Annotated in this window: 22 protein-coding genes; 20 read left to right on the top strand and 2 right to left on the bottom strand. The window is 49.3% G+C overall.

The window, feature by feature from the left end:
• Nucleotides 1-22: 22 nt before the first annotated feature.
• From rnhB to WMO65_RS24465, 4 genes are all read left to right on the top strand, one after another.
• Nucleotides 23-781 carry a ribonuclease HII gene (rnhB, locus tag WMO65_RS24480; protein ID WP_033142852.1) on the top strand — a complete coding sequence of 253 codons (759 nt, stop codon included), beginning with the start codon at nt 23-25 and terminating at the stop codon, nt 779-781.
• A gap of 12 nt (nt 782-793) precedes the next feature.
• Nucleotides 794-1153 carry a YraN family protein gene (locus WMO65_RS24475; RefSeq protein WP_148392766.1) on the top strand — a complete coding sequence of 120 codons (360 nt, stop codon included), beginning with the start codon at nt 794-796 and terminating at the stop codon, nt 1151-1153.
• Nucleotides 1154-1175: 22 nt separating this feature from the next.
• Entirely contained in the window at nt 1176-2033 is an 858-nt protein-coding gene (pgeF, locus tag WMO65_RS24470) for a peptidoglycan editing factor PgeF (protein WP_148392765.1), read from the top strand.
• Nucleotides 2034-2162: 129 nt separating this feature from the next.
• Nucleotides 2163-3398, top strand: a complete 1236-nt coding sequence (locus WMO65_RS24465; RefSeq protein ID WP_148392764.1) for a PcsB-like coiled-coil domain-containing protein — start codon at nt 2163-2165, stop codon at nt 3396-3398.
• A gap of 83 nt (nt 3399-3481) precedes the next feature.
• Here WMO65_RS24465 and WMO65_RS24460 read toward each other — a convergent pair whose 3' ends face one another.
• Nucleotides 3482-4648 (bottom strand): ribose-phosphate pyrophosphokinase, encoded by a 1167-nt coding sequence (locus WMO65_RS24460; RefSeq protein WP_033142855.1) that lies wholly within the window; start codon nt 4646-4648, stop codon nt 3482-3484.
• 158 nt (nt 4649-4806) lie between these two features.
• Here WMO65_RS24460 and WMO65_RS24455 point away from each other — a divergent pair, with 158 nt between their 5' ends.
• The 7 genes from WMO65_RS24455 (at nt 4807) to WMO65_RS24425 (ending at nt 13001) form a co-directional block, all read left to right on the top strand.
• Nucleotides 4807-6189, top strand: coding sequence for a DUF512 domain-containing protein (locus WMO65_RS24455; protein WP_148392763.1), 1383 nt, complete (start codon nt 4807-4809; stop codon nt 6187-6189).
• The gene (der, locus tag WMO65_RS24450) at nt 6152-7477 is read left to right on the top strand and encodes a ribosome biogenesis GTPase Der (RefSeq protein ID WP_033142857.1); all 1326 of its coding nucleotides are present in this window, start codon (nt 6152-6154) and stop codon (nt 7475-7477) included. Before WMO65_RS24455 ends, der begins: the two co-directional genes overlap by 38 nt.
• A gap of 8 nt (nt 7478-7485) precedes the next feature.
• Nucleotides 7486-8127 (top strand): glycerol-3-phosphate 1-O-acyltransferase PlsY, encoded by a 642-nt coding sequence (gene plsY / locus WMO65_RS24445; RefSeq protein ID WP_033142858.1) that lies wholly within the window; start codon nt 7486-7488, stop codon nt 8125-8127.
• A 24-nt stretch (nt 8128-8151) separates the two neighbouring features.
• On the top strand, nt 8152-9162 hold the full coding sequence (locus WMO65_RS24440) for an NAD(P)H-dependent glycerol-3-phosphate dehydrogenase (protein WP_148392762.1): 1011 nt from the start codon (nt 8152-8154) through the stop codon (nt 9160-9162).
• A gap of 169 nt (nt 9163-9331) precedes the next feature.
• Nucleotides 9332-10090 carry an ABC transporter ATP-binding protein gene (locus WMO65_RS24435; protein WP_052099639.1) on the top strand — a complete coding sequence of 253 codons (759 nt, stop codon included), beginning with the start codon at nt 9332-9334 and terminating at the stop codon, nt 10088-10090.
• Nucleotides 10074-11771, top strand: coding sequence for an efflux RND transporter periplasmic adaptor subunit (locus WMO65_RS24430; RefSeq protein ID WP_033142860.1), 1698 nt, complete (start codon nt 10074-10076; stop codon nt 11769-11771). The genes WMO65_RS24435 and WMO65_RS24430 overlap by 17 nt, the downstream gene beginning before the upstream one ends.
• A gap of 3 nt (nt 11772-11774) precedes the next feature.
• A complete protein-coding gene (locus WMO65_RS24425; RefSeq protein ID WP_033142861.1) occupies nt 11775-13001 on the top strand; it encodes an ABC transporter permease in 1227 nt (408 codons plus the stop codon).
• A gap of 108 nt (nt 13002-13109) precedes the next feature.
• On the opposite strand, the gene WMO65_RS24420 is transcribed toward WMO65_RS24425, so the two are convergent.
• Entirely contained in the window at nt 13110-13946 is an 837-nt protein-coding gene (locus tag WMO65_RS24420; RefSeq protein ID WP_033142862.1) for an aldo/keto reductase, read from the bottom strand.
• Nucleotides 13947-14146: 200 nt separating this feature from the next.
• Here WMO65_RS24420 and WMO65_RS24415 point away from each other — a divergent pair, with 200 nt between their 5' ends.
• From WMO65_RS24415 to WMO65_RS24375, 9 genes are all read left to right on the top strand, one after another.
• Nucleotides 14147-15292, top strand: coding sequence for an exonuclease SbcCD subunit D (locus WMO65_RS24415; RefSeq protein WP_187370604.1), 1146 nt, complete (start codon nt 14147-14149; stop codon nt 15290-15292).
• Nucleotides 15289-17895 carry an SbcC/MukB-like Walker B domain-containing protein gene (locus WMO65_RS24410; RefSeq protein ID WP_148392760.1) on the top strand — a complete coding sequence of 869 codons (2607 nt, stop codon included), beginning with the start codon at nt 15289-15291 and terminating at the stop codon, nt 17893-17895. Before WMO65_RS24415 ends, WMO65_RS24410 begins: the two co-directional genes overlap by 4 nt.
• 125 nt (nt 17896-18020) lie before the next feature.
• A complete protein-coding gene (locus WMO65_RS24405; RefSeq protein WP_018597545.1) occupies nt 18021-18362 on the top strand; it encodes a DUF8180 domain-containing protein in 342 nt (113 codons plus the stop codon).
• 3 nt (nt 18363-18365) lie between these two features.
• Nucleotides 18366-18548 (top strand): CooT family nickel-binding protein, encoded by a 183-nt coding sequence (locus WMO65_RS24400; RefSeq protein ID WP_033142865.1) that lies wholly within the window; start codon nt 18366-18368, stop codon nt 18546-18548.
• 95 nt (nt 18549-18643) lie between these two features.
• The gene (locus WMO65_RS24395; protein WP_033142866.1) at nt 18644-19561 is read left to right on the top strand and encodes a methylenetetrahydrofolate reductase; all 918 of its coding nucleotides are present in this window, start codon (nt 18644-18646) and stop codon (nt 19559-19561) included.
• A gap of 37 nt (nt 19562-19598) precedes the next feature.
• Nucleotides 19599-20369: an ATP-binding protein gene (locus WMO65_RS24390; protein ID WP_033142867.1), complete on the top strand. Its 771-nt coding sequence runs from the start codon at nt 19599-19601 to the stop codon at nt 20367-20369.
• A 60-nt stretch (nt 20370-20429) separates the two neighbouring features.
• Entirely contained in the window at nt 20430-22322 is a 1893-nt protein-coding gene (gene cooS / locus WMO65_RS24385) for an anaerobic carbon-monoxide dehydrogenase catalytic subunit (RefSeq protein ID WP_033142868.1), read from the top strand.
• A gap of 24 nt (nt 22323-22346) precedes the next feature.
• A complete protein-coding gene (locus WMO65_RS24380) occupies nt 22347-23114 on the top strand; it encodes an ATP-binding protein (protein WP_033142869.1) in 768 nt (255 codons plus the stop codon).
• A 22-nt stretch (nt 23115-23136) separates the two neighbouring features.
• Nucleotides 23137-23345: hypothetical protein (locus WMO65_RS24375; RefSeq protein WP_343309931.1), on the top strand; the 209-nt coding region annotated here is incomplete at its 3' end.

Genomic DNA, 23345 nt, shown 5'->3' with positions numbered 1-23345 from the left:
AAAACAAAGGATGAGACAGAAGATGAAAAGTATTCAGGAAATCCGTACAGAATTTCAGAATGCAGCGGAAACAGAGCTGGATGATCTGTGCGCTCTTTATCTGGAGGATGAGCGGAAAGGTGTGCAGGCCCTGATCGGGAAGGCCAGAAAACAGCAGGAAAAGCTGGAGGCGGAGCGTGCACGTATTGAAAAAATGAAAGCCTATGAGTATCAGTATGAGCATCTGGGCTATGTCTGCGGCATCGACGAAGCCGGAAGAGGCCCTCTTGCAGGTCCTGTGGTTGCCGGAGCCGTGATCCTTCCAAAAGACTGCAGACTGCTCTATTTAAACGATTCCAAGCAGCTCTCCGAGAAGAGGCGGGAGGAGCTGTATGATGTGATCATGGAAGAGGCAGTCAGTGTTGGCGTGGGATATGCAGGGCCTGCCAGGATTGACGAGATCAATATTCTGCAGGCAACCTATGAAGCCATGCGGGAGGCGGTATCCAAACTCACAGTCCGGCCCCAGATTCTGTTAAATGATGCGGTGACCATACCGCAGATGGATATTCCCCAGGTTCCTATTATAAAGGGCGATGCCAAAAGTATTTCCATTGCCGCTGCCAGTATTATCGCCAAGGTGACCAGGGACCGGCTTATGAGGGAGTATGACAAGGTGATGCCGGAATACGGGTTTGCCTCCCATAAAGGATACGGAGCGGCGTCCCATATAGAGGCGATCAGGAAATACGGGCCATCTCCCATTCACCGTGCCACTTTTATCAGGAATTTTACAGACTGAGGATGACAAAATATGAAAAGATCCGCAAGAGAGACAGGAACGTGGTATGAAGAGAACGCTGCCCGGTATCTGGAGCAGCAGGGTTACAGGATTCTGGAGAAGAACTTCCGCTGCCGGCAGGGTGAGATCGATCTGATCGCCATGGACGGGGAGTACCTTTGTTTTATTGAGGTGAAATTCCGGGAGAGCGCTGACTGCGGCGGTCCGTTTCTTGCAGTGGATAACAAAAAACAGCGCCGGATATGTCATACGGCGCTGTTTTATCTTATGGAAAGAGGACTGCCGGAGGACACAGCCTGCAGGTTCGATGTGGTGGGGATCACGCCGGATGAAACGGTGCTTATAAAGGATGCGTTTTTATACCACATATAAAGAAAAAAGGGAGGACACAGATATGGAAATTCATTGGAGACCCGAGACAGAAAATCATATGAAGATACATGAAACAAATGGTGTCACATACCTGACATACCAGGCTTTTGAAGAGCTTCCGGGCATTGTGCATGGATTTTCCACCAGACTGGGCGGGGTGAGCCGGGGCGACTGCGCTTCCATGAACCTGAGTTTTTCCAGAGGCGACCGCGAGGAGGATGTGAGGGAAAATTACAGAAGGCTTGCCGCCGCGGTAGGATTTTCACCGGAACAGATTGTCTGCTCTGACCAGACACATACCACGAATGTACGTGTGGTCACAGAGGCGGACAGAGGCAAAGGATTTGCCGCTGACCGGGACTACACGGATGTTGACGGGCTTGTGACAAATGTACCGGGACTGGTGCTTGCCACATTTTATGCGGATTGTGTCCCCCTGTATTTTGTGGACCCCGGGAAGCGGGTTATCGGCCTATCCCATTCCGGCTGGAAGGGAACAGTGGGCAGGATGGGTAAGGTGACTGTGGAGACCATGCAGAGGGAATACGGCTGCAGGCCGGAGGATATTCTGGCGGCTATAGGGCCTTCCATCTGTCAGGAATGCTATGAGGTGAGTGAGGACGTGGCAGAACAGTTTATGAGCGCGTTTCCGGCTTCAGAACACGGGAAGATACTGATAAACAAAGGTCATGGCAAGTATCTTCTGGATCTCTGGGCAGCCAATGCGCTGATCTTTGCTGAGTCGGGTATTCTTCCTGCTCATATTTCTTATCCGGGAATCTGTACCTGCTGTAATCCTGACTTTTTATTCTCCCACAGAGCCAGTAAGGGAAAAAGGGGGAATCTGGGAGCTTTCCTCGGATTGTGCGAAATCAATTGACTTAATGCATAAATTTCAGGGTTGTTTTTTTGTGAATATTACATAGTTGTTACAAAAAACGTAAAAAAGCTTTGCATTTAGTAATCTATGTGTTATAATTATGCTCGTAATAAAAAAGGAGCTTAGAATATGAGAAATAAAAAATGTACAAGCTTATTTTTGACATTCCTGATTGCAAGTCTTACCATAACTCCGGTATACGCGTCTGCAACACAGAAAAAGATTACAGAAGCGGAACAGCAGAAAACTGAGACACAGAGTAATTTGAACGCCTCACAGGATAAGATCAGCTCTCTGGAAGCCAAAAAAGGTGATCTGGAGGCATACCTTACGGAGTTAAACCGGCAGCTTACGGACCTGAGTAAGAACCTCTCAGATTTACAGGAAAAGTCAGATGCTAAGCAGGCAGAGTTACAACAGATCGAGAAAGAACTGGATGATGCGAAAGCCCGCAGGGAAGAGCAGTATGAGAGCATGAAGCTTCGGATTCAGTACATGTATGAGAACGGCAATGATTCCTACATGACTATGCTGACAGAGGCAAAGGACTTCACTGATTTCCTGAACAAGGCAGAGAACATTATGCAGCTCACAAAGTACGACCGGAAGATGCTGGACCTCTACAAAGAGACACAGCAGGAGATTGAAGACAAAGAAGCCGGTGTAAAAAAAGAGCAGGAAGCGCTTGAAGAACTGAAGCAGGAAAGTATGGACAAGCAGGCGGAGGTATCCGACCTGGTGAGAAATACAACCAAGCAGATCGATACATATAGTTCACAGATTGACAGTGAACAGAGCGCAGCAAAAGAGCTGCTGGAGAAAGTGAATTCCCAGGAAGCCGTGATTGACAGCTTGATGAAGCAGCAGAAGGATGAGGAAGCGGCAGCAGCGCTTGCAGCGCAGAAAGCAGCCCAGGAGGAAGCAGCAAGAAAGGCACAGCAGGAGGCCGCAGAACAGCAGGCAGCCGCACAGCAGAGTGCCTCACAGGAATCCTCTGAGAGCTATGATGATGTACAGGAAGAGAATTCTTCCGATACAGAGACATCACAGGAGATCACAGAACAGGAAGATACCTCCTCTGATGATTCCCAGGGAAAATATCTGGGCAGGTTCAGACTGACCGGATATTGTAACTGTGCCCTCTGTCATGGACAGGGATACACAGCCAGCGGTACTGTTCCCCAGGCGGGAAGGACTGTTGCCATGAATGGTATTCCGTTTGGAACAAAGCTTCTGATCAATGGAGGCGTCTATGTAGTGGAAGACAGAGGAGTACCTTACGGCAATGTGGATATCTATCACGATACCCATGACCAGGCACTTTCCTTTGGTGTGGGATATGCAGATGTATATCAGTTAAATTAAAAAAGACCTCCGTACAGGCGTTTGGATACGCTGTGTACGGAGGATTTTTTTGCTTTTTGACGTGCCGAAAACCGTGTGCGGATTTATGAGAAACGGTTCAGCAGCATATTGATCTTCTTAGTTGTAGAGCGGACTTTTTCCACAGACAGGTCATGGTTCAGAATGTCCATAATACTTGCAAGGTATTTGCTCATATCTGCTTCCAGATAATAAGGACGGTTTAAAAGGTCCGGATTTCTGTAGTTCAGGTTGGTGGTGATGACGCGGTAAATATACCCTTTTTCATAATATTCATCAAATTTTTCCAGGCCGTCAGTGAAGAGTCCGAATGTGGTACAGACAATGACACGCCTTGCTTTCCGGTCTTTTAACTGTTTTGCCACATCCAGCATGCTTTCCCCTGAGGAGATCATGTCGTCAATGACGATCACATCTTTTCCCTCCACGGAGTCACCTAAGAACTCATGGGCCACAATGGGGTTCTTGCCGTTTATGATGGTAGAGTAATCGCGGCGTTTGTAGAACATACCCATATCCACGCCGAGGATATTGGAAAAATACACAGCCCTCTGCATGGCGCCCTCATCCGGGCTGATGATCATCAGATGCTCATTGTCAATCCTGAAGTTGTCGATGGACGCGCACAGGGTTTTCAGGAACTGATAAGTGGGCATAAAGTTGTCAAAACCGGACAGGGGAATAGAATTCTGCACCCGCGGATCATGTGCGTCAAAGGTGATGATATTGGATACCCCCATCTGCACCAGCTCCTGCAGTGCCAGCGCGCAGTCCAGGGATTCCCTCTTGCTTCTCTTGTGCTGACGGCTTTCGTATAGGAAAGGCATGATCACGTTGATCCTGTGCGCTTTTCCCGTAGCAGTGGCGATGATCCTTTTTAAATCCTGGTAGTGGTCATCCGGAGACATGTGGTTGACATGTCCGCTGACTTTATAGGTCAGGCTGTGGTTGCATACATCTACCATAATAAAGAGGTCCGTGCCGCGCACGGATTCATTGATGATGCCCTTCGCTTCACCTGAGCCAAAGCGTGGACACTTGCAGTCAAGAAGAAAAGTATCTGCTGTGTAGCCGCGGAAATTAAGTCCGGACTGATTGTGAGAATCTAATTCCTTTCTGAATTGTACCAGATGGGAATCCACCTGCTGGGCCAGCTCTTTGCAGCTGTCCAGGGCTGCTATTTTAATAGGTGCCACCGGAATGGACTTCTCCAATAAACTGATATTGACCATAATGACCTCCGTTAGAGTTTTTTTGACATATAATTACACATTAAGTTATAACATCAGAAAGTGAGCAGCGTCAAGGAAATTATTGCTTTTTTTATGCTTTATTGGTATGATAATAAATAGCGGGTATAAAAAGACCCGTTTAGAAATGAGGAGAAATTGTGAAAAAATGCAGACATATCATCCGGGAAGTGGAAGCCGGAAGCATTGCCGAGGAGCTGGAACTGGCTCCGGGGGATGAGCTTTTGTCTATCAACGGACAGGAGATTGAGGATGTCTTTGACTACCACTATTTGGTGAATGATGAGTATATAGAGGTTCTTGTGCAGAAAGCGGACGGTGAGCAATGGGAGCTGGAGGTGGAGAAGGATTACGAGGAAGACTTGGGAATCGTATTTGAGAACAGTCTCATGGACGAATACCGTTCCTGCAGCAATCATTGTGTCTTCTGCTTTATTGACCAGATGCCCCCGGGCATGAGAGAGACCCTCTATTTTAAAGATGATGATTCCCGTCTCTCCTTTTTACAGGGAAATTATGTGACGCTCACCAATATGAGCGACCATGATATTGACAGGATCATCCATTATCATCTGGGGCCTATCAACATTTCTTTCCATACGACCAACCCCGAGCTTCGCTGTAAAATGCTGCACAACCGTTTTGCCGGGGACATTTTCCCTAAAGTGCAGAGACTCTATGAGGCGGGAATTGAGATGAATGGCCAGATTGTGCTCTGCAAAGGGCTCAATGACGGCAAAGAGCTGGAGAGAAGTATTGAGGAGCTGGCAAAATACCTGCCCCACCTGAAAAGCGTTTCTGTTGTGCCTGTGGGGCTGAGCAAATACAGGGATGGACTGTATCCGCTTCAGTCCTTTGGAAAAGAAGATGCCGAAAATGTGATTTCCCTGATTGAAACATGGCAGAAACGGTTATATGAAGAATATGGATTACATTTTATCCACGCAAGTGATGAATGGTATCTGACTGCCGGGCGCAAGCTGCCTCCTGAAGAGAGGTATGACGGCTACCTGCAGCTTGAGAACGGTGTGGGTATGCTGCGCCTGCTGGAGAACGAAGTAGAGGAGGCTGTCGCTGGACTTTCCGGAGATGAGCGGGCGCTGGAGGTGTCCTTTGCCACCGGTTCCCTAGCGTATCCTTTTATCCGCAGATACGCGGACCGGATCGAAACACTTTATCCAAAGGTTAAGATCCACGGATACTGTATCCGCAACCATTTCTTCGGAGAGAAGATCACAGTGTCCGGTCTTCTGACCGGGCAGGATATCATAGCACAGCTTCAGGGCAGGCCTCTGGGAGAATACCTGCTTCTGCCCTGCAATCTGCTCAGGAGCGGGGAGAATGTATTTCTGGATGATGTAACCGTAGAGCAGGTGGAAGAACAGTTAAAAATTCCCGTAAAAATAGTGGAAGAGGACGGCGCCTCCCTGGTGTCAGCCCTTCTGGAAAAAGAGGCGGGAAGAGCACATAGAAGGAGACAGATGTATGAGCAAACCGATAGTAGCAATTGTTGGACGACCTAATGTGGGAAAGTCCACACTTTTTAACGCCCTGGCAGGAGAGAAGATATCCATTGTAAAGGATACGCCGGGGGTGACCAGAGACCGTATCTACGCAGATGTGAACTGGCTGGATAAATCCTTTACGTTAATTGACACCGGTGGTATTGAGCCGGACAGCAGGGATATTATCCTGTCACAGATGCGGGAGCAGGCGCAGATCGCCATAGATACTGCAGATGTGATCATTTTCATTACAGATGTGCGCCAGGGTCTTGTGGATTCCGATGCCAAGGTGGCGGACATGCTCAGAAGAAGCGGTAAGCCCGTGATTCTGGTGGTGAATAAGGTAGATAATTTTGACAAGTTTATTATGGATACCTATGAGTTCTATAATCTGGGGATTGGGGAGCCGGTGCCGGTTTCTGCCACCGGAAAGCTGGGAATCGGTGATATGCTGGAAAAAGTGGTGGAGCACTTTGATGAGGACGCAGAAGACGGTGAGGAGGAAGATATTCCTAAGATCGCCGTGGTGGGAAAACCAAACGTGGGAAAATCCTCACTGATCAACAAGCTGATCGGGGAATCCCGTGTCATCGTATCCGATATTGCGGGAACCACCAGAGATGCCATTGATACAAAGGTGGAATGGAAGGATAAAGAGTATATTTTCATCGATACGGCAGGACTCAGAAGGAAGAGCAAGATCAAAGAGGAGCTGGAGCGCTACAGTATTATCCGTACCGTGACGGCTGTGGAGCGCGCGGATGTGGTGGTCATGATGATCGATGCCACAGAGGGCGTCACAGAGCAGGATGCCAAGATCGCAGGTATTGCCCATGAGAGAGGCAAGGGTATCATCATTGCAGTGAATAAGTGGGATGCCATCGAGAAAAATGATAAGACGATCTACAAGTTTACCAATAAAGTCAGAGAGGTTCTGTCCTACATGCCGTACGCGGAGATCATTTTTATTTCCGCTGAGACAGGGCAGAGGATACCAAAGCTTTTTGAAACCATTGATATGGTATTGGAGAATCAGACACTGCGGGTGCAGACCGGTGTGCTCAATGAGATCATGACAGAGGCCGTTGCCATGCAGCAGCCGCCTTCTGACAAGGGCAAGCGCCTGAAGCTGTTTTACATTACCCAGGTGGCGGTTAAGCCTCCTACATTCGTTATTTTCGTCAATGACAAGGAACTGATGCATTTCTCCTACACCAGATATCTGGAGAATAAGATCAGAGATACCTTTGGATTTAAGGGAACCTCCCTGAAATTCATTATAAGGGAACGCAAAGAAAAGGAGTAGGATGACAAATGCTGGTACGAATTGTAAGTCTGCTGATTGGTTATGCGTTTGGTCTGTTCCAGACCTCTTATATTTACGGAAGAAAAAACGGAATTGATATCCGGGAACACGGAAGCGGGAATGCGGGGACTACCAATGCGCTCCGCACCCTGGGCAAGAAGGCAGGGGCGGTTACCCTTCTGGGGGACTGCCTCAAATGCGCCCTGGCGATCCTGGCCGTTTATCTGCTCTTCGGCAGGAGCCACCCGCAGCTTGTCAGGCTGCTGGAGCTGTACGCCGGAGCCGGATGTATCCTGGGACATAACTTTCCCTTCTATCTGCATTTTAAAGGAGGGAAAGGGATCGCAGCCTCTGTGGGGCTGGTGGCAGCTTTTGACTGGCGGTTGTTTTTGATTTGTGCCGTGGTATTTTTTACGGCCTTTTTCCTGAGCCACTATGTGTCTCTGGGATCTCTGCTGGGATACTTCTTCTTTGCTGTGGGCGTGATCGTCTCAGGGCAGATCGGCAGATATGATGTGGACCCGGGAGTGCTCCATGAGATGTACATACTGGCTCTGCTTCTGATGGCGCTGGCCTTCTGGCGGCACAGACAGAACATTGTGCGTTTGATCCGCGGCAATGAGAACAAGATTTATCTGGGGAAACATTAAGGAAATACAGTATGGAGGGATAGCATGGCAAAAGTAAGTGTGATTGGAGCAGGAAGCTGGGGAACCGCCCTGTCCATGCTGCTTTGCGGCAATGGGCACGACACGGTTCTGTGGTCTCACAGGGAGGAACAGGCGGAGGAGCTGCGAAGGACAAGGGAGCATAAAGCAAAGCTGCCCGGTGTCAGACTGCCGGAAAAGCTTCACATTACCAGCAGTCTGGAGGAGGCGCTGGCGGGAAAAGATGTGATCGTTCTGGCAGTGCCGTCCGTGGCGGTCCGCTCTACCGCAAGGAAGATGAATCCTTATATCCGTTACGGACAGCTTATTGTCAATGTGGCGAAGGGGATTGAGGAGCACACCCTCACAACCCTGACGGATATGATAGAGGAGGAGATCCCCAATTCCCAGGCATGCGTTCTCTCAGGACCCAGCCACGCGGAGGAAGTCAGCAGGAATCTGCCTACGACCTGCGTGGTGGGGGCAAAAAGAAAAGAAACTGCGGAATATCTGCAGAATATCTTTATGAGTCCCGCGTTCCGCGTGTATATCAGCCCGGACATGCTGGGGATAGAACTGGGCGGAGCCCTGAAAAATGTCATTGCCCTGGCAGCGGGAACCGCGGACGGCCTTGGATACGGGGACAACACGAAAGCGGCGCTGATCACCCGCGGAATGGCGGAGATCGCAAGACTGGGAATCGCCATGGGAGCACGTCCGGATACCTTTTACGGACTTTCCGGAATCGGCGACCTGATCGTTACCTGCGCCAGCGTCCACAGCCGAAACCGCAAGGCAGGATTTCTCATGGGGCAGGGGCGCTCCATGCAGGAGGCCATGGATGAGGTGAATATGGTGGTGGAAGGCGTTTTCTCCGCGAAAGCCGGAAGGGAACTGGCAGAAAAATACGGGGTGGAGATGCCGATCATCGAACAGGTGAACCGGGTGCTCTTTGAGGGCAAGACTCCGGCGGAGGCCGTATCTGACCTGATGGTGAGAGATAAGAAAATTGAATCCTGGGATGAAAGTTGGAAGTGAGGGCGCAGTATGCCCTCATTTCTTTTCTAAAGAATTCTTTAGGGAACGTTAAGAAAAGTTTTCGGATTTCCAAATTGACAATTTAATAATTGTGATGTATGGTTGTACTAATGATGTAGTACAATGATAAAAATTGCACTGCATGAAAGATGCAGGGGAGGATGTGTGTATGGAAAACAATACAGAAGTGAAAAGAGAAGAGTCGCCGCAGAATCTGATCCGGCTCTCAGGAATCTGCAAAATATATAATCCGGGTGAGAATGAGGTGCGTGCACTGGACCATGTGGACCTGCAGATCGATGAAGGGGAATTTGTTGCGATCATCGGACAGTCCGGCTCAGGAAAATCCACACTTATGAATATGCTGGGGTGTCTGGATGTGCCCACAGAGGGGTCCTACTGTCTCCACGGACAGGATGTATCTCATTTAAAGGATAACCAGCTTTCAGAGATACGCAACCGGGAGATTGGATTTATCTTCCAGGGATTTAATCTGATCGCCAATCTGAACGCACTGGAGAATGTGGAGCTGCCTCTTATTTACAGAGGTCTCGGCAGACAGAAGAGAAGGGAGCTTTCCCGGGATGCCCTGAAGATGGTAGGTCTGGAGAACCGTATGGACCACAAGCCCTCGGAGATGTCCGGCGGACAGCAGCAGAGGGTTGCCATAGCCAGAGCTATTGCCGCCAGGCCGCCTGTGATCCTGGCAGATGAGCCTACAGGTAACCTGGATTCCGCATCCAGCAAGGAAATCCTGCAGATTTTGAAGGAGCTGCACAAGGAAGGCAGGACAGTTATCCTGATCACCCATGATGACGGCATTGCCGCCCAGGCACGCCGTATTATCCGTATTATGGACGGAAAAATCGAATCAGACAGATTAAATGAGCATTACGAGGAAGGAGCACACCATGTTGAGAAAGAATAAAGAAAATCTTCCCGACACTGTGAAAACAGGAAAGAAAAAGAAAAAAGTGCCGCTGATCATCGGCGGTGTCGTTGTGGCTATTATTGCTGTGAGTTTTGCGGCATCAAAAATGACGCCGAAGGCTCTGCCCCAGGTACCGGTAAGCGCTGTCACCAAGGAAGATCTGACGGCAAAGGTGGATACCAGCGGTACTGTGGAGAGTCTCAGGACAAAAACATATTTTTCGCCCGTCAATGCCGCTATAGCCCAGTATCCTCTCAAGGTGGGGGAAGTGGTGAAGCCGGGAGACTCTCTGGTTGCTTTTGATGTGTCCACACTGGAACAGGATAACCAGAAGGCACAGCTCAATGTAAGCGCCACGGTAAACGGTTCCAAGGACAGTATGGCAAAGGCAGCCCAGACACAGCAGAAGGCCAATGAAGCAGCCGGTAAAGTCCCCACACTGCAGGCCAATGTGGACAGCTACCAGGAGTATGTGGCATCTCTGAAAACGGCCATTGCGGACAGGACAAGGGAACTGAGCGATTGGGCAAAGCAGACATCCACAGATGTCAGCGTGGCTCTGACCCAGGCCCAGGCAGATCTGACCAAGCTGCAGCAGGACCTTGAAGCCCAGAAAGGCGAACAGCAGCAGATAAATGCCCAGGCAGAGGAGCTGCAGGCGTCTATTGCCGAGGCAAAGAAAAATAATCAGGATACCGCAGATCTGGAAAGACAAATGAAGGATTTAAAGGCCCAGGCGGAAAACATGGAGCCGGCGATCGATGATTTGACTTCACAGATCAATGACAAGAGTGATGAGGTGACACAGCTTCAGATCGATCAGATCGAAAGCCAGTCTGCTTCTGACCCGACAACCGATGCCCAGATTGTAGAGTGGCAGAATGAACTGGAGAGTGCCACCACAGAGCTCTCAGAGCTGCAGTCAGAACTTGCCGAACAGAAGAGTCTGGCAGACAGCGCGGATGGTGTACAGGTGACAGAAGCAGCCAAAGCGCAGATGCAGGCCACCAACAATATAGCCGAGCTGGAGGCAGCTACCCTGGAAGAACTGCTGGAAAAGGGGAAACAGGGACTTCAGGCTGAGTTTTCAGGAATCGTCTCCAAAGCAGACGCGTCGCAGGGCTCTGCAGCCACACAGGGCATGGAGCTTATTACCATTGCCAGCAACGAGGAGGTGGCAGTCAATGTGACCGTGTCAAAATACGATTATGACAAGCTGAAGGAAGGCCAGAAGGCATCCATCACCATAGCAGACCATACATACAAGGGAACTGTCTCACGTATCAGCAAGATGGCTACCACCAATGAAAAAGGCGCGCCGGTCATCTGGGCTGAGGTTAAGATCGACAATCCGGATGACAACATTTTCTTAGGCGTGGAGGCAAAGGTATCGATTGAGACCGGCAGTGCCAAGGGCGTTGTGAGTGTTCCTGCCAATGCGGTGAACACAGGAAAGGACAGTACCTTCTGCTATGTGGTCAAAGACGGCGTGATCGCCAGGCAGGAAGTGGAGACCGGAATTTCATCTTCTGAGTACACAGAGATCAAGAGCGGCCTGAAGCCGGGCGATTCCGTGATCACTGAGCTTCCGGACGGATTTGCGGAGGGCATGAAGGTGGATGAGGCGGCTGCGGGCAGCACGTCCGGCGCGCAGACTGCAGATGTGGTAAAGGAGTAGCCTATGGCACAGTTAGCAGAATACTTGAAGATGGCTCTGCAGAATATCAGGGCAAACAAAGGCCGCTCCCTTCTGACCATGCTGGGAATCATTATAGGTATCTCCTCTGTTATCACCATTATGTCAGTGGGTTCCGGATTTCAGGGTGAGATGAACCGGCAGCTCAATTCCATTGCCGGGGGACAGATCTGCATTTATTCCAATGAAGAGGGGCTCAAGCGGGAGGAATATATGAACGCGGATGATTTCGCCGCGATCGAGCAGGAAATCCCCGGAGTGACAGGAACTTCCCCTATATTTTCCGATTCGGGTACGACCCAGTCCTCAAAGGGCCAGTTTGATCTGTCCGTTACAGGCGGAGGAACGGCCCAGCAGGAGATTTCCAAGTGGAAAGTGGTAAGCGGACGCTATTTTAACCAGAGTGATATCGATACAGGAAATAAAGTCTGTGTGATCAGTAAAAAAGATGCCATTTCCCTTTTCGGCACAGATGATGTTCTGGGCATGAATCTGGAATTCAGTGTCTACCAGAGCACTGTGGACTTTACCATCATCGGAATCGTGGAGCAGGAGAATCTGGGAAATATGGTTTCCGTGGATTATGGGGATGTGAAAAGAATATCCGCGGATATTCCTTATACGGCCATGGAGAATTTCGGCTATGACACTTCTGTGACCAATTATCTGTACATCACCACAGACGGCAGTGCAGATACCGGTCAGGTGGCAAATGATGCCATTGCGCTGCTGAACCAGCGCCACTACAGTCAGGGAAAGAATTATTATGACATGGAGGACTTCAATGACCAGATGAAGCAGATCAACTCCATGCTGAACATGATCACAGGATTTATCGCCTTAGTGGCAGGAATCTCCCTGCTGGTAGGCGGCATCGGTGTCATGAACATTATGCTTGTGTCCGTGACGGAGAGAACAAGAGAGATTGGCATCAGGAAATCCCTGGGAGCCAGAACCTCCTCTGTTATGGTCCAGTTTTTGGCGGAATCTGCCATTATCGCCTGCATTGGCGGTGTGATCGGCATCATTATCGGTGTGCTGCTGGCCTATGCGGTCTGTTCCATACCTACCCTGGGATTCGCACCGGGAATCAAGGTGTCTACAATCCTGATCGCAACCCTGTTTTCATCAGGAATCGGTATCCTTTTCGGCGTATACCCTGCCAGAAAAGCAGCGAAGCTGAGTCCCATCGAAGCGCTCAGAAGAAATTAAAAGAAATGAACAAATGAGAAGAAAAAGTACCGCACAGAGTGATATCAAATACTCCTGCGGTACTTTTTGTATGGGGAAAAACCCCGGTATGTATGATGTTTTTGGATATCAGTCCTTATAGTAGGGAATCATATCCTCAGGGATACCGGCAGTGCGCTGGTGGGCATCCATAGCAGTAATGGCATCCATCTCCTCACGGGTCAGGGAAAAATCAAAGATTTCCGCATTTTCCCTGATGCGTTCTTTGTGTACGGACTTGGGAATGACGGATATTCCCTGCTGGACTGCCCAGCGAAGTCCGATCTGTGCGGTAGTCTTCTGGTATTTTCTTCCGATCTCCAGAAGAAGCTGGCTGTGCAGATAGGCGCCCCGGGCAAGAGGCGCATAGGCCTGTACCGCAATATTGTTCTCCCTGCAGTAGGACAGAAGCTCCGGCTGGTTGAACAGCGGATGGAATTCCACCTGATTGACTGCGGGTACCACGTCAGAGACTTTTTTCAGCATTTCCAGGTCATGTATGTGGAAGTTAGAGACGCCGATAGATTTCACACGCCCTTGTGTCTGGAGCTTTTCCAGAGCTTTCCAGGTGTCTGTATAACAGCCGGGCACAGGCCAGTGGATCAGATATAAATCCACATAATCAAGTCCCAGGCGCTCCAGACTTCTGTTGAAAGTATCTTCCACGTCACCGATTCTCTGTGCGGTATTCCATATTTTCGTTGTAACGAATAATTCCTCTCTTGGTATGGTAAGAGCCTTGATTCCGCGCCCCACGCCGTCTTCGTTTTTATAAACAGAAGCGGTGTCAATGAGACGGTAGCCGGCATCTGCGGCATCTGCGATCGCTTGTTCCACCTCGTTCTCACCGACGGCTTTGTAGACACCCAGACCCAGAAGCGGCATCTGGCGGCCATCGTTCAGAATGATTTTTTCGTTGAAAGACATAACAGTCCCTCCTTTAAATATTACCTTATTTCAATCCATGCTCACTGTGTTATTTCTGCCGGATACTTAGACAGTTTACCATAGAAATGTGAAATATTTACTCCGAATTTATTAACTTTTTAATAAATCCGTGCTACTATTATAAGAAGTGCAAGCTAAAATGCAACGAAATGCCAAAATATGGCAGTGGAGGATATCGAATGAAATTTTTTCATATGGCGGATCTGCACCTGGGAAAAAAGCTGCTTGGGGAGCCGCTGTGGAAAGAACAGCAGTATATATTAAGCCGTGTTGTGGCCATGTCTGATGAGGAGAAGCCGGAAGCTGTTTTGCTGTGCGGGGATATTTACGATAAGTCCATTCCCTCCTCGGAGGCTGTGGGGCTGCTGGACTGGTTTCTGGAAGAATTGTCCGTCCGTGGGATACAGACATTTTTGATCAGCGGCAACCACGACGGAGCCCAGAGGCTTCAGTTTGCCAGCGGGATCTTAAAAAAAGAGGGGATTCATATTGCGGGTACGTTTAAAGGGGGGCCGGAACATATTGTGCTGAGTGATGCGTTCGGCCCGGTTCATGTGTGGATGCTTCCTTTTCTGCGGCCCGGTATGCTCCGCCCATTTGCGGAGGAAATTCCGGAAACTTATGAGGAGGCCGTGAAAACCGCACTGCATGGCGCGGTGCTTCACAGGGAAGAGCGGAACCTGCTTCTGGCACATCAGTTTGTCACGGCAGGAGGCAGAAAGCCGGAAATCTCCGATTCGGAACAGCGTTCCCTGGGCGGTATCGATCAGGTGGATGCCTCAGTCTTTGGAGCATTTGACTATGTGGCGCTGGGGCATATCCACAGACCGCAGAAAATGGGGGATGTAAAGATACGGTATGCAGGTTCTCCCCTGAAATATTCTTTTTCTGAATGGAATCAGACAAAGTCCGTGACTGTGGCAGAGCTCAGAGAGAAAGGAAGTCTGTCCGTCAGGAAGCTTCCACTGGAACCAAAAACAGAGATGGCTGTCCTAAAGGATACCATGGAGGCCCTCGCTTCGGAAAAATACAGGAAATACAGAGAAGGATATTATCTGTCCATAGTCATGACCGATGAGGAGACTCTGGAGCATCCGATGGAGAGGCTTAGAAAAATATTTCCTGGTATGCTGGAATTTGCCGTCGAAAACCGCCGGAGCAGATCCGGTGGCATATCGGGCAGTGCAGAGCTGCAGTGTCTGAAAAAAACACCCCTTGATCTGTTCGGGGAATTTTATGAAAAACAGAATGGGATTCCCATGTCTGACACAGAACAGGAGCTGCTTGAAGAGGTGATCAAAAGCATGGAAGAGGTGGGAGTATGAGACCGATAGAGCTGGAGATGGAGGCTTTTGGGCCTTATGCGGGCAATACCTGTATCTCTTTTGAGAATTGTCAGAGAGCAGGGCTGTTTCTGATCTGCGGTGACACAGGAGCCGGCAAAACGACAATCTTCGACGGCATTGCCTTTGCGCTGTACGACGCAGCCAGCACGGAAGTCAGAAAGCCTGAAAATCTCCACAGCGATTATGTGGAGGAGAAGGCCATGAGCAAAGTGCGTCTGCTGTTTTCCCACAAAGGAGAGCAGTATCAGGTGACCAGGACGTTTAATTTGAACAGGAAGCATGAAGCGCTTCTGGAGTGCCCGGACAAAAGTGTGCTGACGGGAAGAAGGGCAGTGAACCAGAAGCTGCAGGATATTCTGGGGCTTGATTACAGGCAGTTTAAACAGGTTTCCATGATTGCCCAAGGTGAATTTATGAACCTTCTGCTGGCAAAAAGTGACATGAGAAGCGAGATTTTCCGGAAAGTATTCGACACGGAATTCTATAAAATCATCGCGGACCGTCTGAAAAGCATGAGTATGCAGCAGCGGGAGGAAGAAAGGCTGAGGGAAGAGCGCCGCAGGCAGGTCCTGGAGTCCTGGGATGCGCTGCATCCGGAATGTACACTGGGGGACAGGGAAAAAGAGGATATTTTCGAGGTTCTTGACAGCCGTATCCTTTCCTCCCGGGAAAAGGAAAAGAGCAGCCGGAAGGAGGAGCAGCGCCTGGAAAAAGAGAAAGACAGAGCCCTTAAAAATCTGGAGCGGATACAAAAGGATAACGGAGAACTGAAGAACCTGGATGCCCTGAGAGGGGAGCTGGAAGGGACAAAAGTGCAGGCCGGACAGATCAGAGAGCTGGAAAAAAAGCTGTCTGAGGGGAAGAAGGCAAATCTTTATATCAAACCTCTTGCCGAGGATTGTGCAGCGAAAAAAAAGTTGGAAACTGACGAGGAAGTGCGTATAAAGGAACTGAAGTCTCAGACAAGGGAACTGGAACAGGAGAAAAAGGCACTGCTTATCCAGGCAGCCGCTGCGGAGAAAGAAGAGAAGCTCAGCGCAGAGATAGCAGCGCTGGAAGAACAGCTTTTGCTTTACGGGAAATGGCAGCAGGAGGCTGAGGTCCTTCTGAAACTGGAATCACGAAAGGAAGAACTGCTGGAAAGTGCAGAGAAGCAGATCACGGCACAGAAGGAGCAGGCAATCGCTTATGAAACCTACAGGGAGGAATTTTTCAGAAGTCAGGCAGGCCTGCTGGCCAGGGACCTGGAAGAAGGAAAACCCTGTCCCGTATGCGGCTCCAGGGTACATCCGGCAAAGGCTGCCTGTGAAAAACAGGAGCTGAGCGAGGCAGCGCTGAAAGAGATGGAGGCACAAAAGGAGAAGACATCTGCAGAACTGCAGAGGACCCTGACAGCCCTTGCGGAGAATGAGAAGGAATGGCAGACCAGAATGGAGCATCTGCGCAGGGAAGAGGTACTGGCAGGTAAAAAAAGCGGTGCTGCCATGCAAAAAAAAGCCTCCTCACTGATAAAAGAGACAAACGCGCGCCTGGAGAGAAAGAAGGCGAAAAGCCGCCCGGGTCTTCCGTCCCAAGAGGCGGTCAGGAAAAGACTGGAGGAGAATGCGCAGCGCCGGGCAGCCGCGGAAAGAGAGACACAGATCTGTGAAAAACGAGGAGCCAGGCTGGCAAAGGAAAGAAAAGAGGCAGAAGGAAAGCTGCTTCTGGAAGTAAAACAGCAGAAGTTTCCAAGCAGGGCAAAGGCCATGGAGGCATGTCTGGACAGAGAAGAGCTGGACCGTATGGAGAAAGAAACACAGGCATATGAAAATCATGTGAGGGACTTGCAGATCAGGATCAGGAGTCTGGCGCCTTCCCTGCGCGGAAAGAAACTGTGCCCGGAGGAGGAGGTACGGGAACAGATACAGCGGGCGGAACAGCAGCTGAAAATTGTGCGTAATAAACTCCGGGAGGAGTACAGTGCTCTTGAAAGGACAAAAGAGGTGCGCAGACAGCTTCAGGTATTGTTTGAGGAGAGCAGCAGGACAGAGAAGACCAGGCTGGCTCTGCAGGGCCTTTCTGACACTGCCTGCGGCAGCCTGAAGGGAAAGCCGAAGATATCCCTGGAGCGCTATGTGCAGTCCGCTTATTTCCGTATGATCACCCAGGAGGCCAACAGGCGGCTGGAACACATGTCTTCAGGCAGATACGAACTGCTCGTGCGGGAGGAAAAGGAAAATCTGCAGTCCAGGTCCGGTCTGGATCTGGATGTCTATGATTACCATACCGGCAAGGTGAGAAGCATCCGTTCCCTGTCCGGCGGAGAGAGCTTTCAGGCAGCGCTGAGCCTGGCCCTCGGTGTCTCCGGGGTCATCGGGCAGTTTGCGGGAGGCATCCGGGTGGAGACCGTGTTTGTTGACGAGGGTTTCGGCAGTCTGGATGAGCAGTCTTTGGAGACTGCGGTGGAGACTTTATCGGCTCTTTCCAGGGAGGACTGCCTGGTGGGAATCATCTCCCATGTGCCGGAGTTAAAAGAGCGTATAGAATGCAGGATAGAGGTGGAAAAAAACAGGGGCGGAAGTTCCGTGTTTTTCACCGCTTGAACCTCTAAAAAAACATAAGAATAACTTGATAAAAAAGCCGAAAGCATGTATAATGAATTTATTGATAAATTATTGTCATTTACTGCGCCCAAAAGCGGGAAAAGCAGTAGGGAAAGGATGGAAAAATGCATTTAATCAACGACGAAAATGGCAACATGGTTCCTCACGGACATGACCATGAGCATGACCATGTTCACAGCCATGAACACAGCCACGGCTGCAGCAGCTGTTCAGAGGGCGAATGTGGCGGAAATTGTACAGAGGAAGTGGTAGCACTTTTGAACTATATGCTTTCCCACAACGAGCATCACGCACAGGAGCTTGATCAGATGGCAGATAATCTGTCAAAGCTTGGCATGGAAGATGCAGCCAAGACCATCAAGGAAGGCGTTGCTGATTTCCAGAAAGGAAATATGCGTCTGGGCCTGGCACTGACACTGGTAAAAGAACATTTGAAGGAGGCGTAGGCTATGTGTCTTGCAACTGTACAGAGAAGCGATGACAACACGGTCATCTGCAGAAATGTGAGCAGAATCGACGTAGATGGTGAAAAGCTTATCATACGTGACATCATGGGCGAGGAGCGAACCATTATCGGTAAAATATTAATGGTGGACCTTGCAAACAGCCTTGTTAAGCTGGACTGCCAGTAAGCAGCAGAAAAAGTATGGAGGACTTTCTGCTGTGCCAACACACGATTTTAGGGCTTCGGCCTTAAAAATAAATAAACAAAGCGGAGGTAGTAACTATGAAATTATCTGAAGCAATGAAGAACAAAATGCTCCTTTCATTTGAGCTGTTCCCACCAAAGACAGACAAAGGTATGGAAAATCTGCCGGGAACGATCGAGCATCTTTGTAAGTACCAGCCGGAGTACATTTCCTGTACATACGGTGCGGGCGGAACCAATGTGGGCAAGAACATGGATGTATGTAAAATGATCAAAGACGCCGGAACCATCCCGGTAACACATTTTACATGTATCGGTAACACCGCAGAAGGAATCAAAGAACAGCTTCAGAATTACCTGGACAATGGCGTAGATCATATGCTGGCACTTCGCGGCGACCTTCCATTCGGATGGACAGGAACCGGCGGAGATTTCGCTTACGCAACAGATCTGGTAGCTTATGTCCGCAAAGAATTCGGCGATAAGATCGAAATCGCTGTAGCAGGTTCACCGGAAGGACATATCGCATGCCGCAGTCTTGAATCTGATATCGCTGTCCTGAAACAGAAACAGGATAACGGTGCTGACTACATCATGACTCAGCTTTGCTGGGATATGGAGCAGTTCAAACGCTGGCTGGATGCCATCCGTACTGCAGGCGTTACAATGCCGGTTGACGTTGGAATTATGCCGATTCTGGATCAGGCTGCTACAATCAATATGGCACTGTCACGTAATGGCTGTGTAATGCCGCGTAAACTTTGCGAGATCATCTCCAAAAACTGGATCTTCCCGAATCCGTTCGACAAAGATCCGTTCGACGCTGCTGTTGATGAAAAGAAAGCAGCATTCAAAGAGGCAGGTATCGAGTACACAATCAGACAGATCGATGAGTACCGCGCACTGGGCGTTAACGGTATCCATCTGTATGCTCTGAACAAATGGAAAGACGTATCTGAAATCATTGACAGATGCGGTCTTCGCACACTTGTTTAAAATGTATTAAAATCATATTTTAGGAGGTGCCCTTTTCATGGCACATGTAATTGCAATTGCCGGCAAAGGCGGCGTAGGCAAGACGACCCTGACAGGCCTGATCATCCAGTATCTGGCTGAAAAAGGCAGGGGACCGATTCTTGCAGTAGATGCAGATGCGAATTCAAACTTAAATGAAGTCCTGGGCATGGAGCTTGAGGCAACTCTGGGCGATATCCGTGAGGAAGTGGCCCGTGCGGAGATGTCAAAGGAAAATCCCATTCCGGCCGGAATGACAAAAGCTGATTATATGGAATTCAAGTTTGATGATGCATTGATTGAAAATGATGATTATGACCTGCTTGTCATGGGACGTACCCAGGGGAAAGGCTGCTACTGCTTCGTGAATGGACTTCTGCAGGCTCAGCTTGCAAAGCTGCAAAAGAATTATCCATATATCATCGTGGACAATGAAGCCGGTATGGAGCATATCAGCAGAGGCGTTCTTCCCAGTATGCAGACAGCGATTCTGGTCAGCGACTGCTCCAGAAGAGGTGTTCAGGCAGTGGGCAGGATCGCGGAACTGATAAAAGAATGTGACATGCACCCGAAGCAGGTTGGGCTTATCATCAACCGTGCGCCGGGCGGGGTACTCAATGCGGGCACAAAAGAGGAGATAGAGAAACAGGGCCTCACCCTTTTGGGAATCGTCCCGCAGGATGAAACTGTATATGACTTCGACTGCGACGGTACACCCATCGTGAAGCTTCCGGAAGATTCACCGGTGAGAAAAGCGATCAGGGATATCGTGGACAAGCTGGAGTTATAAAACCGGGGAAGCGGACCCGGATAAAAAAGCAAAAAGAGGCGAAAAACAAGGAGGATATTCATGAGTGAATTCAAATTAACCACAGTAGAAGAATTTGAAGCTGCTACTGCACGTCTCCTGGAAACAGGTGCAAAAGTCGGTGCTGACGCTTGGCAGTTCCGCGTAAAAAATCAGACACCCCATTGTAAATTTGGTGAAGAAGGCGTTTGCTGCCGTATCTGTACAATGGGACCGTGCCGTATTACAAAAAAAGCTCCGAGAGGAATCTGCGGATGTGATGTACACGGTATCGTAGGACGTAACTACCTGAAATTTACAGCAGGCGGTTCTGCAACACACTCTGACCATGGCCGTGAAATCTGCCATACCTTATATGAATCTGCAGCTGACGGCTGTTATAAGGTAAAAGATCCGGATAAACTGATCCGTATCGCAAAAGAGTGGGGAATCGAGACCGAAGGAAAAGATATCTATGATCTGGCACACGAAGTTGCTGAGACAGGTCTGATGGAATACGGTAAACCTTTCGGAACTCAGAGATTCTTAAAGAGAGCACCGGAATCACAGCAGGAACTGTGGGAAAAGAATGAACTTGCTCCAAGAGCAATCGACCGCGAGGTTTCCTGTTCCTTACATATGAGCCACATGGGATGTTCTTCCAAACCGGAAGCACTGGTAAAACAGGCAATCCGTGCAGGCTTAAGTGATGGATGGGGCGGTTCCATGATGGGAACAGAGTTCTCAGACGTACTGTTCGGAACACCGAAGCCGATTGAGACAGAAGCAAACTTGGGCGTTATGGTTGAGGAGAATGTCAATATCGTTGTTCACGGACATGATCCCAGTCTTTCTGAGATGATCTGTGAATTCGCAGATGATCCGGAAATGATCGCGTACGCAAAAGAGATGGGTGCAAAAGGCATCACCGTATCCGGCGTATGCTGTACCTCAAATGAAGTTGCAATGCGCCGTGGTATTCCTATGGCCGGTAACTTCCTGCAGCAGGAAAACGTTGTTCTGACAGGTGCTTGTGAAGCGATCGTCGTAGACGTACAGTGTATCTTCCCGGCACTTGGTCCTTTGAGCAAATGTTTCCACACAAAATTCATCACAACTTCTCCGATTGCTCAGATGCCGGATTCTGAATTTATCAGATTCGATGCTCACACAGCAGGCGAGAAAGCAAAATTAATCGTTAAGACAGCTATCGAGAACTACAAAAACAGAAAACCCGAACTGGTACATATTCCGCAGATGAAACAGAAAGCAACTGTTGGATATTCCACAGAAGCGATCGTAAAAGCTCTGGACGGCGTAACCAACTCACAGGTAGATGAGCTGGGAACCACAAAACCGTTATTAGAGTGTATCACCTCCGGTGTTCTCCGTGGTGCTGTTGCAATGGTTGGATGTAACAACCCGAAAGTTCGTCCTGACTTAGCTCATATTGAACTTATGAAAAAACTGGTTGCTAACGATATCATCATCATCGCTTCCGGATGTTCTGCACAGGCGGCTGCAAAAGCTGGTCTGATGGACAAGAGAGCGAAAGATGTCTGCGGCGCCGGACTTAAGAGAGTTTGTGAACTGGCTGACATTCCGCCGGTACTGCACATGGGCTCATGCGTAGATATCAGCCGTATGCTGGTTCTGGCAGCTACATTGGCAAAAGACGCAGGTCTGCACATTTCCCAGCTTCCAGTTGTTGGCTGTGCTCCTGAGTGGATGTCTGAAAAAGCAGTTTCCATCGGTAACTATGTAATTGGTTCCGGTATTGATACCTTCTTAGGTGTTGACCCGTACGCTGCAGGTTCCAGTGAAATGGTTGAAATCCTGACCAACGGAACAAGAGAATGGGTAGAGGCTGCATTTACAGTTGAAAAAGATATTGAAAAACTGGGCGATGCTATGATCGCAAGAATCGAAGAGAAGAGAGCTGCTCTTGGAATCTAATCTTTATCAGGAAAGGTGAATGACATGAAAATTGCAGTAACAGGAAAAGGCGGCGTTGGAAAGACTACTTTTGCTGCGACGCTGGCGCGTTTATATGCGGATGAGGGAAGAAAGGTGCTTGCTGCGGATGTGGATCCGGATGCGAATCTGGGGCTGGCACTTGGGTTTGATGATGAAACTCTGGATTCCATTGTTCCCATTACTAAGATGCGGAAGCTGGTGGAAGAACGTACCGGGGCCAATGAGGAAAATCAGTTCTACCGGATCAATCCAAAGGTGGACGATATCCCGGATACATATTCCAAAGAAGTGAACGGAGTCAAGCTGCTTGTGCTTGGTACTGTGGAAACCGGCGGCGGCGGTTGTGTATGCCCGGAGCACGTCATGCTCCGCAGGATCATCAATAACCTGGTGCTTCACAGAGATGATGTGGTGATCATGGATATGGAAGCCGGATTGGAGCACCTCGGCCGGGGTACTACCGAATCCATGGACCAGTTCATTGTGGTCATTGAACCGGGTGCCAGAAGCGTACAGACTTATAAGAACGTAAAAAGGCTGGCAAAGGACCTGGGCGTAAAACAGGTTCGTGTTGTAGCCAACAAGGTTCGGAACGAAGAGGATGAAGCGTTTGTGAAGGCGCATATACCGCAGGAAGATTTGCTGGGATTCATTCACTATAACACCGAAGTGATGGATGCAGACCGTCAGGGTAAGTCTCCATATGACTTCAGCAATACTGTAAAAGAGGAAATTACAAACATTAAAAACATAATCGACCAAGGATTATGAGAAGGTCAGGAGGAAGAGAACATTGACATTATTTGAAACCGTATTTAGTGGAAATGACGCTGTCTATGGATTAACAGAAGGCGCTATTAATGCTGCAATCGAACAGCACGGTGCTGACAAGGCTGTCAGCTTCCCGAACACCGCTTACTGCTTACCATGCTACTATGCAGTGACAGGCGTGAAGGTTAAAACTTTAGGAGAATTAAAAGAAGCTTTAGGTGTAGTGAAAAC

Origin of the sequence: Blautia caccae, assembly GCF_040095955.1 — a bacterium.
Taxonomy (GTDB): Bacteria; Bacillota; Clostridia; order Lachnospirales; family Lachnospiraceae; genus Blautia; species Blautia celeris.
This window is presented reverse-complemented; position numbering and strand designations above follow the sequence as displayed.

Coding starts and splice junctions, on each gene's coding strand:
- WMO65_RS24475 (WP_148392766.1), top strand. CDS start 794: ATGAAAAGATCCGCAAGAGAGACAGGAACGTGGTATGAAGAGAACGCT.
- WMO65_RS24415 (WP_187370604.1), top strand. CDS start 14,147: ATGAAATTTTTTCATATGGCGGATCTGCACCTGGGAAAAAAGCTGCTT.
- WMO65_RS24420 (WP_033142862.1), bottom strand. CDS start 13,946: ATGTCTTTCAACGAAAAAATCATTCTGAACGATGGCCGCCAGATGCCG.
- WMO65_RS24425 (WP_033142861.1), top strand. CDS start 11,775: ATGGCACAGTTAGCAGAATACTTGAAGATGGCTCTGCAGAATATCAGG.
- WMO65_RS24430 (WP_033142860.1), top strand. CDS start 10,074: ATGTTGAGAAAGAATAAAGAAAATCTTCCCGACACTGTGAAAACAGGA.
- pgeF (WP_148392765.1), top strand. CDS start 1,176: ATGGAAATTCATTGGAGACCCGAGACAGAAAATCATATGAAGATACAT.
- rnhB (WP_033142852.1), top strand. CDS start 23: ATGAAAAGTATTCAGGAAATCCGTACAGAATTTCAGAATGCAGCGGAA.
- WMO65_RS24435 (WP_052099639.1), top strand. CDS start 9,332: ATGGAAAACAATACAGAAGTGAAAAGAGAAGAGTCGCCGCAGAATCTG.
- der (WP_033142857.1), top strand. CDS start 6,152: ATGAGCAAACCGATAGTAGCAATTGTTGGACGACCTAATGTGGGAAAG.
- WMO65_RS24390 (WP_033142867.1), top strand. CDS start 19,599: ATGGCACATGTAATTGCAATTGCCGGCAAAGGCGGCGTAGGCAAGACG.
- WMO65_RS24400 (WP_033142865.1), top strand. CDS start 18,366: ATGTGTCTTGCAACTGTACAGAGAAGCGATGACAACACGGTCATCTGC.
- WMO65_RS24460 (WP_033142855.1), bottom strand. CDS start 4,648: ATGGTCAATATCAGTTTATTGGAGAAGTCCATTCCGGTGGCACCTATT.
- WMO65_RS24410 (WP_148392760.1), top strand. CDS start 15,289: ATGAGACCGATAGAGCTGGAGATGGAGGCTTTTGGGCCTTATGCGGGC.
- WMO65_RS24395 (WP_033142866.1), top strand. CDS start 18,644: ATGAAATTATCTGAAGCAATGAAGAACAAAATGCTCCTTTCATTTGAG.
- cooS (WP_033142868.1), top strand. CDS start 20,430: ATGAGTGAATTCAAATTAACCACAGTAGAAGAATTTGAAGCTGCTACT.
- WMO65_RS24380 (WP_033142869.1), top strand. CDS start 22,347: ATGAAAATTGCAGTAACAGGAAAAGGCGGCGTTGGAAAGACTACTTTT.
- plsY (WP_033142858.1), top strand. CDS start 7,486: ATGCTGGTACGAATTGTAAGTCTGCTGATTGGTTATGCGTTTGGTCTG.
- WMO65_RS24440 (WP_148392762.1), top strand. CDS start 8,152: ATGGCAAAAGTAAGTGTGATTGGAGCAGGAAGCTGGGGAACCGCCCTG.
- WMO65_RS24405 (WP_018597545.1), top strand. CDS start 18,021: ATGCATTTAATCAACGACGAAAATGGCAACATGGTTCCTCACGGACAT.
- WMO65_RS24465 (WP_148392764.1), top strand. CDS start 2,163: ATGAGAAATAAAAAATGTACAAGCTTATTTTTGACATTCCTGATTGCA.